At 56.4% G+C, this 13,086-nt stretch carries 12 protein-coding genes; 10 read left to right on the plus strand and 2 right to left on the minus strand.

Features of this window, described 5'->3' with window-relative positions; all coding sequences use genetic code 11:
• Window positions 1–151 precede the first annotated feature (151 nt).
• The 5 genes from BGP77_RS11510 to BGP77_RS11530 all read left to right on the plus strand — a co-directional run bounded on the left by BGP77_RS11510 (window position 152) and on the right by BGP77_RS11530 (window position 6,942).
• Window positions 152–1,066 carry a hypothetical protein gene (locus tag BGP77_RS11510; protein WP_108164876.1) on the plus strand — a complete coding sequence of 305 codons (915 nt, stop codon included), beginning with the start codon at window positions 152–154 and terminating at the stop codon, window positions 1,064–1,066.
• 95 nt (window positions 1,067–1,161) lie between these two features.
• Entirely contained in the window at window positions 1,162–3,084 is a 1,923-nt protein-coding gene (locus BGP77_RS11515) for a choice-of-anchor tandem repeat GloVer-containing protein (protein ID WP_158269353.1), read from the plus strand.
• Window positions 3,081–4,817, plus strand: coding sequence for a type I secretion system permease/ATPase (locus tag BGP77_RS11520; protein WP_108164878.1), 1,737 nt, complete (start codon window positions 3,081–3,083; stop codon window positions 4,815–4,817). The genes BGP77_RS11515 and BGP77_RS11520 overlap by 4 nt, the downstream gene beginning before the upstream one ends.
• Window positions 4,814–6,145 carry an HlyD family type I secretion periplasmic adaptor subunit gene (locus tag BGP77_RS11525; RefSeq protein WP_146171236.1) on the plus strand — a complete coding sequence of 444 codons (1,332 nt, stop codon included), beginning with the start codon at window positions 4,814–4,816 and terminating at the stop codon, window positions 6,143–6,145. The genes BGP77_RS11520 and BGP77_RS11525 overlap by 4 nt, the downstream gene beginning before the upstream one ends.
• A gap of 101 nt (window positions 6,146–6,246) precedes the next feature.
• Window positions 6,247–6,942 (plus strand): aspartate/glutamate racemase family protein, encoded by a 696-nt coding sequence (locus BGP77_RS11530; protein ID WP_108164880.1) that lies wholly within the window; start codon window positions 6,247–6,249, stop codon window positions 6,940–6,942.
• A gap of 7 nt (window positions 6,943–6,949) precedes the next feature.
• Here BGP77_RS11530 and BGP77_RS11535 read toward each other — a convergent pair whose 3' ends face one another.
• Window positions 6,950–9,214 carry a CHASE2 domain-containing protein gene (locus tag BGP77_RS11535; RefSeq protein ID WP_158269354.1) on the minus strand — a complete coding sequence of 755 codons (2,265 nt, stop codon included), beginning with the start codon at window positions 9,212–9,214 and terminating at the stop codon, window positions 6,950–6,952.
• A 94-nt stretch (window positions 9,215–9,308) separates the two neighbouring features.
• Here BGP77_RS11535 and BGP77_RS11540 point away from each other — a divergent pair, with 94 nt between their 5' ends.
• From BGP77_RS11540 to BGP77_RS11560, 5 genes are all read left to right on the plus strand, one after another.
• Entirely contained in the window at window positions 9,309–9,668 is a 360-nt protein-coding gene (locus BGP77_RS11540; RefSeq protein WP_146171237.1) for a hypothetical protein, read from the plus strand.
• Window positions 9,665–10,111 carry a methylglyoxal synthase gene (locus tag BGP77_RS11545; protein ID WP_108164883.1) on the plus strand — a complete coding sequence of 149 codons (447 nt, stop codon included), beginning with the start codon at window positions 9,665–9,667 and terminating at the stop codon, window positions 10,109–10,111. Before BGP77_RS11540 ends, BGP77_RS11545 begins: the two co-directional genes overlap by 4 nt.
• 15 nt (window positions 10,112–10,126) lie before the next feature.
• Entirely contained in the window at window positions 10,127–10,396 is a 270-nt protein-coding gene (locus tag BGP77_RS11550; protein WP_108164884.1) for a MoaD/ThiS family protein, read from the plus strand.
• 16 nt (window positions 10,397–10,412) lie between these two features.
• Window positions 10,413–11,498 carry a sialidase gene (locus tag BGP77_RS11555; protein WP_108164885.1) on the plus strand — a complete coding sequence of 362 codons (1,086 nt, stop codon included), beginning with the start codon at window positions 10,413–10,415 and terminating at the stop codon, window positions 11,496–11,498.
• Window positions 11,499–11,618: 120 nt separating this feature from the next.
• On the plus strand, window positions 11,619–12,224 hold the full coding sequence (locus BGP77_RS11560; protein WP_108164886.1) for a YitT family protein: 606 nt from the start codon (window positions 11,619–11,621) through the stop codon (window positions 12,222–12,224).
• 9 nt (window positions 12,225–12,233) lie between these two features.
• Here BGP77_RS11560 and BGP77_RS11565 read toward each other — a convergent pair whose 3' ends face one another.
• Complete coding sequence (locus tag BGP77_RS11565) at window positions 12,234–13,037, minus strand: siderophore-interacting protein (protein WP_108164887.1); 804 nt, start codon at window positions 13,035–13,037, stop codon at window positions 12,234–12,236.
• Between the last annotated feature and the right edge of the window lie 49 nt (window positions 13,038–13,086).

Below are 13,086 nucleotides of genomic sequence, written 5' to 3' on the forward strand. Positions count from 1 at the left end.
AAGCGTTTTGACCGAGGTATCACGCCCATCAGGTGGGATCGATTTTGGTGAGCCGCCTTGCGGCGGCCCGCCAAAACTACCGAGCCCGGGACGGTAGCTCCTGAGTCTTCAGACTCATCACGAAACTCGAACCAATCACTGGAGAAGGATCATGAGTTTAACGATCAGTTATGACAGCAACTTTGCCAACTTTAGCTACAACGGTGCCAGCGGTCTGGCCGCCTACATGGATTATTTTCAGGACAGTTACAGCAGTTCTGGCCATGCCGCGGATCTCGAATTCCATAACAATCCGGGCAACCTGGAAGTGGGTTCTACCACCTATCTGGGTTCGTTTTTTGGCACCGATCTCATCGGTTCTGAAATGAGTAACGCCTCCGATTCGGTGGATAACGTCAGCTTTGTTGTGGACGGTGGTGAAGTCACGTTGGAAGACAGCAACGGCGATGCGTACACCGAAGAAGTGGCCATGTACACCCTGTTCTCCAGCCCGTCACACACCACCGCGGCGGAAATTGAGTCGCTGACATTTGGCGATGGCGCTTACAGCGGTGGCTCACTGGCGTCTGAACTGTTCACCATCACGGGCCTGGATGACGCCATCACCAGCGGCTTCCTCGACAATGATTCCGACGGCGCTTACGACGCTCTGGAACAAGGTGAAGCGCACGACCTGATTTACGACCTGATGGGGGGTATGGGTGGTTCAGGCAGCACCAGCGTGCTGGAAGACATTCTGAATGCCAATGACCTGACCTATGACGGTACGTCGGCTGACGAAACGTTCGACAGCTACCAGGGCAATGACGTCATGAATGGCGGCGGCGGTGACGACACCTTCCGTTTCTATGAAGACTATGGCGTGGATGTGGTCAACGGTTTCACCGCCGGTTCGGGTGACATCTTGTCGTTCGCTGATGATGTATTCACCGACGCAGCCGACGCCTTCGATAACGTCACCGTCTACACCGGTTACTCAGTCATCGACGACGGCAATGGTAACCAGGTGTATGTCATGGGCGTGACCAATCTGACCGCTGCGGACTTCGAAGTATTTGTTGCTTAAAAAGCGTGTTAAGGGAAAGCCGTGAGGCTTTCCCTTTTATTGTGGGTGTTGAGAAAATGGAAATGCGTGCTTGCGCAAAAAAGAAATCACGGTTTATGACGTTGGGCGTTGGGTTAATTTTGTTAACCGGACCGGCCTTTGCTCTGGACGATCCTAGTTATGGTCTGATCAAGAAATTTGATAACGGCGATCATGCGCAAACAGCACCCGTGGTGGCGGATGGCTTCATCTATGGGGGCGTTAACAGCAGTGCCCATACGTATTACAGCATCGACCCGAGCAGCGACTATGCGTTTGCAACGCACAGTTCATACGGTGCAAACGCAGGCAGTACGTTCAGCCCGATTGGGTATACAGGTGATCGGTTCTACATAACTTTTACGGGTAATCCGGCGTTGCCTTTCCCCGTCTGTTCATCCGCCCCTCAAGCCTGCACCGGTGGCATCAGTTACGCCACCCCAGGCCAGTCCGCCGAGTCGACGTTGTTGGGTGTTGGCGATGTGTATCAGCCCACCGGTGCCATTGCGGCAGACGCTTCCGGTCGTGTGTATTTCACCGATACCGGTGACGGTGCTGGGGCCGAAGGCAATGGCGTTATCTGGACACTGGATTCGGGCGATAACCTGACGGAATTCGAGACCTTCACCGCCGCAGACACGACTCAAGCCTTGCTCGTGGTGGGCGACTATCTGTATGGCTTGGGCGCTGACGGTGGCAGTAACAGTCTGGGCCGTTTGTGGCGCATCAAAACCGATGGCTCGGCAGCGCTGCAAACCTTGCACAATTTCAGCGCAGCGCAAGGTCAACCGGGCGGCGATGCAGTCAGTCGCTCCGCATTGCTTGAGCACGATGGTTATCTGTATGGAACCACCGCCGATTACGGCAAAACCGGCACGACGCGTGGCGCGATCTTCAGAATAAAACCGGATGGAACTGAATTTGAAATTCTGCACGATTTCGGCAGTGACATTGAGGAAGGTTACCATCCGACAGGTCCGTTAGCGGTGGACGATGACAACCACCTCTATGGCACCACCTTGAGCGGTGGTACGGGCAACGTGGGTGTACTGTATCGGATCGATATCGATAACATCGGTACCGCCAACCCGGTGTTTGAAACACTCCTTGATTTCGCGGACACCACCGGCAAAACGCCCATCGGCCTGACTTACGATGCGGGCACAGATGCGCTCTATGGCACAACCAGCGATACAACCGACAGCTCTGTTTTTTATCAGTTGGCTCAGGGTGTGCCTTTTACGGTGGATCTATCCAGCGAAAGAAGTTCGACCTATATCGGCGCCACCACCGGGGATCTGGAACTTGACTGGAGTGTGTCGGGTGCACCGGCCGATACTATCTGCACCGCAAGTCAAACCAGTACCACGGAAACAACCTGGGCGGGTGAGCTGACCCTGCAGGCGATGGATGGTGACGCTCTGGGCAGAAAAAAAGGCAGTGGTTCGGTGACCATCGAACGCAGCTTAAATCTGGTTGAAGGCGAGAACGTCTTTAAGCTCACGTGCGAGAGCGCCTCACAGGTGATTACTAAAACCGCCGACGCAACTGTGACCGCCAGTGTGGTGCCGCCGTTAGAAGTCAGCGTTTCGCTCAACGATATTGCCAGTGCGCAACGCTTCAATCTCGGTTGGTCATTCCCCAATAATTCCAACCTCGCAAGCTTTAATGATTCGCTGGAATGCGAGGTCAGTTCGACACCGGATATCTTGTCGGACGACGCCATCAACGGACTCGAAGATACCGAAACCCGTTTTGTGCCTTACCCGGACAATGCGACAGGTACCGTTGAGTATCGCGTTGATATTGACTGCGTCCGCACCCTGAATGCCATTGAAACCCGGGCAACGGCCAGCACTGAATTGGAGAAGGTGTTCTCGGTCGACAACGATGATCTGGACAACGCCGTCGATGCCAGCGACGCCGGGTCGTTTTCTCTGTGGTCACTGTTGTCACTCGGTGTGCTCGTATTATTCCGTCGTCGGGCTGAGCGGGTATGAAATCCCGTCTTTGGCAAGGCGACATCGCGGCCACCATTGCACAACATCGCAGCACCTTGTTCAGCGTTGCTGCTTTCAGTGCGGCGATCAATCTGTTGTTACTGGCGCCGGCCATTTATATGTTGCAGGTCTACGACCGGGTGTTGTCGTCCAGTAACGAATCCACGCTGCTGATGCTGACCTTATTGGTGCTCGGCTTGTTCTGTTTGATGGCGGCCATGGAATGGTTGCGTGGCTTGGTGATGGTGCGTCTGGGAAATGTGTTTGACATGAGCCTGAACCAGCGCGTTTACCATGCGGCATTTGCGATGAACCGGTTACGTGGTGATGTGAATGCGGCTCAATCGATGCGCGATCTGACCTCGGTGCGTCAGTTTTTAACCGGTCCCGGTTTCCTTGCCTTTCTGGATGCGCCCTGGTTTCCGCTGTACCTGTCGTGCATTTTTTTGTTCGACATCACGCTCGGTTTTTTTGCGCTCGGTGGTGCGGTTGTGTTGATTGTGCTGACGTTAATTAACGAACGACTGGCGGCGGCCCCTTTGACGAAAGCGGGCGAGTTATCGATTCAGTCGAGTACAGTTGCTGGCAGCAGTTTGCGCAACGCCGAGGCCATTGATGCCATGGGCATGCTCTCGGGCTTGCAACAACGCTGGCTGCATCTTCAACGACAGTTTTTGGCGCACCAAAGTCAGGCCAGTTCGCGCAGTGTGGCGATTTCCTCAGTGACCAAAGGCGTGCGTTTGGCGCTGCAATCGTTGATGTTGGGGCTGGCTGCATTGTTGGTGATCGAAGGGCGCATCAGCGCCGGCATGATGATCGCCGCATCCATTTTAATGAGCCGTACCCTGGCGCCGATTGAAGCCTTGATTGGCAGTTGGCGACAATGGGGGGATACCCGCCAGGCGTGGCAACGGCTGGATGAAATGCTGGCGGCCAATCCTGAACGCGGTGAAGCCATGTCGTTGCCCAAGCCTCAGGGCATTTTGACACTGGACAATGTGACCGCTGCCATTCCTGGCACCCGAACGGCCATTGTGCGGGGGGTTAATGCGCGCCTTGAACCCGGCTCGGTATTGGGGCTGATCGGTCCGTCGGGTTCGGGAAAATCGACGCTGGTTCGGTTGATGGTCGGTGTCTGGCCGGCGATGGGGGGTTCGGTTCGGCTGGATGGTGCCGACCTGTATCGCTGGAATAAAAATGAAGTGGGCCCGGCCATGGGTTACTTGCCGCAAACGGTGGAGTTATTCGCCGGCACGGTGCGCGACAACATTGCGCGTTTCGGTGCAGCGGATGCGGATCAGGTTGTTGCCGCAGCGCAGGCGGCGGGCATTCACGACAGCATTTTGCAGCTTGCTCAGGGCTACGATACGCCTTTGGGTGAAGGCGGCCGTGGTTTGTCTCAGGGGCAGAAACAGCGATTAGGTCTGGCGCGTGCGCTCTATGGTCAGCCGGCATTGCTGGTGTTGGATGAACCTGATGCCAGCCTGGATGAAGTCGGCACTCAGGCGTTGCTGAAAACCATTGCTGCGGAACGTGAGCGCGGTTGCTCGATTGTTATTGTCAGTCATCGTCGTGAACTGGTGCCGCTGTTCAGTCATTTAATGGTCCTGGGGCAGGGCCGCATGCAGGACTTTGGTTCGGTTCAGGCGGTCACCCAACGTCACGCCCAACAGCGGCATTTATCGACGGTGCCGCGTACTCCGGTTGAGAACCGTGGCGGAGGTCAGGCGTGACACTCTCTACGATGAACTCAGCAGGGACGGCAGCGTCTGCGGATATAACCCTGCCCGACAATGTGCAGCCTCTGCTACGCGCCGGTTGGTTAACATTACTGATCGGTCTGGTGGGCTTTCTGCTTTGGGCCAGCCTGGCACCGCTCGATAAAGGCGTACCGGCACCGGGTTCGGTGGTGGTCGAAGGCGAACGTAAAACGGTGCTGCAATTAACCGGCGGACAAGTCGCGCGAATTGCGGTCAGCGATGGTCAGCAAGTGCAGCAGGGCCAATTGCTGGTGGAAATGAACCGGGTGCCACTGCAGGCGCGGGTCGATGCGTTGACCGCGCAATATCATTCGGCGCTGGCTCGGCAGAGCCGGTTGCAGGCGGAAAATCGCGATCAGGATCAGTTGATCGCGCCGTCCAAGGCATCACTGAACGGCGATCTGCAAACGGCACTGGCTTCGGAACACCAGTTGTTGCAAGCCCGGTTAAGCGCGCGGCGCAGTACGCTGGCAGCGCTGGATGAAGCCATCGCCGCGAATGAACAACAACTGGCCGGTGTGGCTGAAACCTTGGTGAATAAACTGGAACAGAGACGCACACTCGATACCCAGTTAAGCAGTCTGCAACGTTTAAGCGGAGATCGTTTTGCCACCGAAACCCAGGTGCTGGAAATGCAGCGGCGTTTGGCGGAAGTGCAATCGAGCATCGCCGAAGATCGAGCCATGCAAGGCACGTTGCAGCGCCAGATCGCCGAGGCGCGATTGCGCAAACAGGCACAGATTGAAGACAACCGTCAGTCGGTGCTCAGTCAGTTGGCAGAAACCACCCTCAGCGTACGTACGCTGGATCAGCAACTGCAGATGGCGCGTTATGAACTCGATAATACCCGCGTCACAGCCCCGGTTGATGGTACCGTGGTGAATCTGAATGTGCACACCGAAGGCGGTTTTATTGCTGCCAATACTCATCTGTTGGATGTTGTGCCCAGTGGTCAGCGATTGGAAGTGCAGGCGCAGATAGCGGTTGATCAGGTTGACAGTGTGCACCCAGGTTTGGCGGTCGATTTGATTTTTTCGGCCTTTAATCGCAGCACCACGCCGCGTATTCCGGCCCGGGTTGAAACCGTTTCTGCGGACCGCCTGGTCAACAACCAAACCGGGGTTCCGTACTACCAGGTCAATGCCCGGGTAACGCCCGAAGGGATGGGGTTATTGGACGATTATCAGGTTCGCCCCGGCATGCCAGTGGAAGTCTTTATTAAGACGGGCGAACGCAGCCTGATGAATTATCTGCTGCAGCCCATTCGTGATCGCTGGCGATCGGCATTGACCGAGGAATAGTCTGCGCTTGTCGTGCCGCGCTGCTGCTGACGTCGGCTTGCACACACGCGGCCCTGTGACCATTATCGTGGCCTATAAAGTGTGACGGGTTGCGAGGCAGAATGAAAACCATTGGTTTATTGGGCGGCATGAGCTGGGAAAGCACGGTCGGTTACTACCGCGCGATTAACGAAGGCGTTAAAGCCCGCCTTGGCGGTTTGCATTCTGCGCAGATTGCGATGTACAGCGTTGATTTTGATCCCATTGAAAAACTTCAGCACGCTGGCGACTGGGACGCGACCGCAACCCTGCTCAGTCAATCAGCAATGCAGGTGCAAAATGCCGGGGCCGATGCCTTGCTGATTTGTACCAACACCATGCATAAAGTGGCGCCGAAAATTGAAGCAGCGCTCAACATTCCGATTTTGCACATTGCCGATGCCACCGCGAACGTTCTGTTGAAGCAGGGCGTCACTCGCGTCGGTTTATTGGGCACCGCCTTCACCATGGAACAGGATTTTTATAAGGGACGACTGGCCGACCAATTCGGGTTGGATGTGGTGGTGCCGAATGAGGCCGATCGAGCCATTGTGCATCGCGTTATTTATCAGGAACTTTGTCTGGGTAAAACTGACGCGGCATCGAAGCGCGAATACCTGCGCATCATCGATGCATTGGCGGCCGATGGCGCCGAGGCGGTGATTTTAGGCTGCACTGAAATTGGTTTGCTGGTGCAACAGCCCGATACGGTGGTGCCCTTGGTAGACACCACCGCCATCCATGCGCAGGCCGCTGTCGATTTTATCTTGAGCGAATAACCGCCATTTATTTGCTGGTGTGGGTGAAACTTCCGTCCCAGTCTTCGGGTAATGTTTCGTGCTCCAGTATGGCAATGCGTTCCAGGTACACCTCGTACAATTTGGCGTGCTCGCTGTGCGCGTTCAGTTGCTCAAACGCCTGGCGCGCTGCGGCCCAGTCTTGTTGTAAGTACAGTTGTTGAGCGTGCTCTAAGGCATCCAGTTCGGCTTGTTGGTTGGCCGTTAGGTCTGCCAGTTTTCCCCAGGGTTCGAACACGGCAACGGGTTCGGTTTTGCCTTTCACGCGAATGCGGTCGATGGGGCGGAAGGCCCAGTCATCGATGGCCGCCCTGGTCTGCGGGCCAATTAATATTTTCACACCGTAAAATTTGGTCAGGCTTTCCAGGCGCGAACCCAGGTTCACCGCATCGCCAAGTACGGTGTAGGCGCGACGGTAAGTTGACCCCATGTCACCGACGTTCATCGGCCCGGTGTTCAATCCAATTCCCACCTGAATTTCCGGATACCCCAGTGCCTGCAATTCCGGGTTTAATGCGTCGGTGGTGTCGATCATTTCCACCGCCGCTTCCAGGGCGTGACGCGGATGCTCTGGGTCTTCCAGGGGGGCGCCCCAAAACGCCATGACCATATCGCCGACGTATTTATCGATGGTGCCCTGATGATTAAAAATCACGCCGGTGATGGGCGTGAAATACCGGTTCAGTAAGTCTTTGAGTTGGGTCGCACTTAACGATTCGGAAATGGTGGTGAACGAACGTACGTCGGAAAACAGCACGGTCATTTGGCGGTTTTCGCCTTCAAAGCCATACGCTTCAGGCTCGTTGAGCATGCGGTCGATGTGCGCTTTGGGAACGTACTGACCAAAGACATGGGTAACGTGTTGTTTGTGGCGTCGTTCGCTTAAAAAACCTTCCAATAAATGCAGTGTTCCCAACGCCAATGTGAGCAATACGCTGCTCGCTAATGGCAACGCCATTTGCTGATAGACCCACAGCGACAGATTGATGGCGACCAGAATGGCCAGCAACAGCAGGGTAGCGGTTGCCAGTGCCAGCGGCCCGAGCCGACCGGAAATAAGTGTGAAGATCACACCGAGGATGACCAGTAGAACGGCGGTCATTGTGTGGCCGTAATCGGGCGTAAAAGGAAAGTTTCCGGCGAGTAAACCGTTCAGCAAATTGGCGTGCACTTCAACGCCGGGAAATTGCGTACCAACGGGTGTGGTTCGTAAATCGGATAAGCCAACGGACGAGGTTCCGACCAGCACTAAGGCGTTGGTAAAGACTTCCGTATCGGCTCGGCCATTGATCACATCGGTGGCCGATACATAGGGAAATTGTCCCTGTGGACCGAGGTAGGGCACCAGTACCCGGCCGGCATCCACTCGTAGTGATTTATCGGCGAAGTGCAGGCGTTCGATGACATCGAGTTGACGATTGAACGGCACGATGTCGAGTTCGATGCCGTCGAGAAAGTAGTAGGTTAACCCCATGGCGAGCGACAGCGATGGATAGAGCCCATCTTCAAATCGAGTGACCAGTGGCGCGGAACGCAAGGTGCCGTCGCCATCGATTGTCGGCACGATGGAGCCGGATGTCACCGCGGCGTTTTGCAGAATGTCCACGGCGCCGGCATAACCCTGAGCTTCGACCACCAACAGTCGTTCGGTTTGCTGCGGAGATAATTGATACACCGGAGCGGGCAATTGGCCGACCCGCAGGCTGGCGTCGGCCTGCAATAAAAACGGTAAGACAACGTCGATGTTGGCAAAGCTGTCGGCCAGAATCTGATCGTATTCGGTGAGTTCAATAAAAGGCGTTAGTGAATCGGCCAGTTCAGTGTTGCCGTCTGCCAGTGCTTGTTGTTGTAACTGCCGTGTCGGGTTTAGCTGCGGCTCCGACATTAAAATATCGAAGCCGATGACCACGGCACCCGCCTCGGTTAGCTGATGGGTGAGAGTGGCCAGTTTGTCGCGCGGCCAGGGCCAGCGGCCTTCGGTTTTGAGACTGGCTTCGTCGATGTCGACGATGACGATCTGATCGTCGGCGCGGGCAAAGCGCTCACCGCTGTCGAGTAACTGGAAACGCCAGTCGTAAAACAAGTAATCGAGGCGCTGAATAAAGGAGTTCTGATCGTAACGCGCGACCAGCAGGTGATAGCCGGCCAGCGACAGTGTGATCATAAATCCGAGTAATAACGCGCCCCAGCGCAAGGCGTGGCGAGACAGTAACTGGCGCAGTGCAGACGGCATGTCGAAATCAGGCTCCGGCATTCGATAAGCTCTCAGCATAAGCCAAGCGTTGCGCTTTGTCCCTGTGCGGCACTGCATTAGAGTGACGCTTTGGTTGGCGAACAGTGAGGTGGTTGTGCGCGTTTATCGATGGCTCTGTGTTGGGTTATTGGTGGCGGTGACGGTGTTGTCGTTACTGCCGCTGGAACATCCGGATCTGTCCCCCAATGACAAACTGAATCATCTGCTCGGTTGGGGGGCTCTGGGCCTGTTGGCGGGTCTGGGTTGGCCGCGTCGTTGGTTCGTTTGGCCGGTTTTGTGGGGCTATAGTTGGTTGCTCGAACTGTTGCAGGGAATGACCGCTTACCGGTTGTTCAGCGTGGCCGACGGCTTTGCCAATCTGGCCGGGCTGGTGCTCGCCGTTGTGTTGCTTTGGCTGTGGTATAAGATGCGATCAATCCCCCAATCTGGACAAGGCGCCGGGAGGCCCGAATGAGTAAGACAGACCGTAATGTTGCCTTGGTGGCGCACGACAACAAGAAAAAAGAATTGGTGGCCTGGGCGCAAGCCAACCGTGAACTGTTAGCGCAGTTGGGCATTTATGCCACCGGCACGACGGGTAAGTTGATCGAGCAGGGCTTGGAGCGTTCGGTGACTAAGTTGCTCAGCGGTCCGTTGGGTGGCGACCAGCAAATTGGTGCCAAGATCGCCGAAGGGGAAATCGACCTGTTGATTTTCTTTTGGGATCCGCTGGAGCCGCAACCGCACGATCCGGATATTAAAGCGTTGCTGCGCATCGCCGCCTTGTACAACATTCCGGTGGCCTGCAATCAGGCCAGCGCCGATTACATGATTCATTCACCGCTGTTGTACGGCAACTATCATCCGAACAAGCCGGACTTTTCCATCTATACCCAAAGAGCAACGCCCGCCGGCTGAACCGGGAGTGCAACTATGGTTACGGTCAGCTTCACCGAAAATCTGCAAAAACATCTGCGTTGTGATGCAGTGACGGTGAAGCCCGGCACGCTTGATGAGGTGCTGGCCCAGGTGTTTGAAGACTATCCGTCACTGGCGGGGTATGTGCTCGATGATCAAGGCGAATTACGCAAACACGTGATGCTCGCCATCGATCAACAACTGGTGCAAGGTGCCTTACCGCGCGGTCAGCGGCTGGATCAGGGCAGTCGTCTGCACATCATGCAGGCCCTGTCTGGGGGCTGAACCGAGAGGTTGAACCATGGTGGAAAGCATTCTGTTCTGGACCCGCAAAGGCTTGGTGGAATTCAGCGCCAGCGCCGATGGCTTTGAATACAACCGCACGCATTTTCTGGGTGAGCCGGTCTCGGCGGTTGCGGTGGGGCCGGGTGGTGACTGGTGGTGTTCGCTGGCCCTGGGTCACTTTGGTTGTAAGCTGCATCGCTCGACCGATCGCGGAGCGCATTGGCAGGAAGTCGCAGTGCCGGTGTATCCAGAAAAACCCGATGACCCCGACGATAAAAACCCCTGGGCGCTGGAGCAGATCTGGTGTCTGGAGGCGGACTCGCACATGCCCGGCCGGCTGTGGGCGGGCACCCTTCCCGGTGGTCTGTTTCGCAGTGACGATGGGGGTGACAGTTGGTCGTTGAACGAGGCGCTGTGGCACACCCCGGAACGCAAACAGTGGTTTGGCGGAGGCTTCGATCATCCGGGACTGCATTCCATTGCCATTCACCCCGACGATTCCGATGCGCTGACCGTTGCCATTTCCAGCGGTGGCGTGTGGAAAACGGAGGACGCGGGTAATCATTGGCGTCAGGTCGGGCAGGGGCTGCGGGCGGAATACCTGCCAGAAGATATGCAGTTCAATCTGACCCATCAGGATGTGCACCGACTGGTGGCCGCACCGTCCGATCCGCAATGGGTCTGGGTGCAGCACCATAATGGCGTGTTTGTCTCCAGTGATGGCGCGGAAACCTTCACCGAATGCCATCCCGAACCCAGCGCCTTTGGCTTTGCGCTGGCGGTTCATCCCAAGCAACCTAAGACGGCCTGGTTCGTGCCTGGTGTGAAAGATGAGTATCGCTTTCCGGTCGATCAGGCGTTGCTGGTGAATCGCAGCGACGACGGTGGCAACTCCTTTCAGGCACAGCGTCAGGGCTTGCCACAGCAGGGCAGTTTCGATCTGGTGTATCGCCACGCTCTGGCCGTGGATCACCGTGGCGATACCCTGGTGTTTGGCACCACCACGGGCAATGGCTGGTTCAGCCGCGATGGCGGCGCGCACTGGCAGTTGCTCAGTCATACACTGCCGCCGGTGTATGGCGTGAGCTTGCTCGGCGACTGACCTGCGTTCGTGGTATTTGCCAACTGGCAACCAGACTTTCCACCCATTACCACGACCATGACTTCACGGCGGCCGCGGCGCTGGTAAGATGCGGCCCTTTCAAGATTCGGAGAGCCGCCTGTGAAGTCGACAACCACTGCCCATTCTGTCCCCGAGGATCTGCTGGCCCTGGTCGCCGGTGCCTTGTTTGTGTCGTTGGGTCTGTTGTTGTTCAAACATCAGGGATTTCTGACCGGTGGCACCGCTGGCCTGGCACTGGTGCTGACCAAGGTGGTGCCCTACAGCTTTGGCCAGGTGTTTTTTGTGATTAACCTACCGTTCTATTGGCTGGCATTCACGCGCATGGGCTGGCGGTTTTCGCTCAATACCTTTATCTCTGTGGCAGCGGTGTCGTTGCTCGCCGATAACCTGTCGATGGTCATTGAGTTGGGTCAGGTTAACCCGATTTTTGCCGCCATCATGGGCGGCTTTTTGATTGGTACCGGCATGCTGGTGTTTTTCCGCCACCGCTCCAGTTTGGGTGGGGTGGGCATTTTGGCGCTCTATGTTCAGGAGCGTTTTGGTCTCAGCGCCGGTCGCTTTCAGATGAGCGTCGATGTGGCCATTGTCGGCATCGGTTTCTTGCTGGTGCCGCTGCCGATTCTGGCGTTGTCGATATTGGGCGCGCTCGCATTGAATGTGGTGATCGCCCTGAATCACAAGCCAGGGCGATACCAGATCACCTGAGGCTGGGGCTCAGTATTCGGCATCCATGATGTCGTGCCGGGCCTGGTGAAAATCTTCTTCGGTCTCGGCCAGTCGCCAATACGGCACGGCATAAAGGTTGGCTTTGCTCAGTTGCCATTGCTGAGTCAGAAAGTCACGCGCCGCCAAGACCAGATCGCGCTCACCGGCCACCCAGCCGCACACACTGCCTGACGGGCGCAGATGGCCTTCCAGTTCACTTTGTAATTGCCGGAAAGCGCCCGGGTAAGGGCCGACAAACCAGTGCCATTCGATGTTGGCTGACGTGGGTGGCGTCAAACGATCTTCCTCACTTTCTAACGCAACAAACACCTTGGCGTGCGGACGTTCCGGCTTGGCTTCCAAGATGCCATAGAGCGCCGGTAAGGCTGACAGGTCGGCAACCAGAATGGCGTGTTCGGTATCACTGAGCATGGGCCAGCGTCCGCCTGGACCCGCCAGACCAATGCGGTCACCGGGTTTGCAAGCGCGGGCCCAGCTGGAAGCCGGGCCGGTGTCACCGTGGTCGACAAAGTCCACATCCAGCAGTTGACGCTCGGCGTCAAACTGGCGCACAGAGTAGGTTCGGGCAATGGGTTTGAGATCCATCGATGGCCACTGAATACCGCTGGGCGTAAAGACCGGCAACTGAGGTTCGTCCTGGCCTGGCAGCGGAAACAGCAGTTTGATATGTGCGCCATTGTGATCGGTCGGGAAGTCAGCCAGGGAGTCGCCGGTAAAGCGGATGCGCAGCATATTGGTCGACAGGCGTTGTCGCTCTACGACCTTGAGGATTCGAGGGGGAGTGGGAGCCATGCGTGTCTCGTTCGATACTATTTAATTGATAATAAATATCATTTAATGA

This window comes from Saccharospirillum sp. MSK14-1, assembly GCF_003054965.1.
Lineage (GTDB): Bacteria > Pseudomonadota > Gammaproteobacteria > Pseudomonadales > Natronospirillaceae > Saccharospirillum.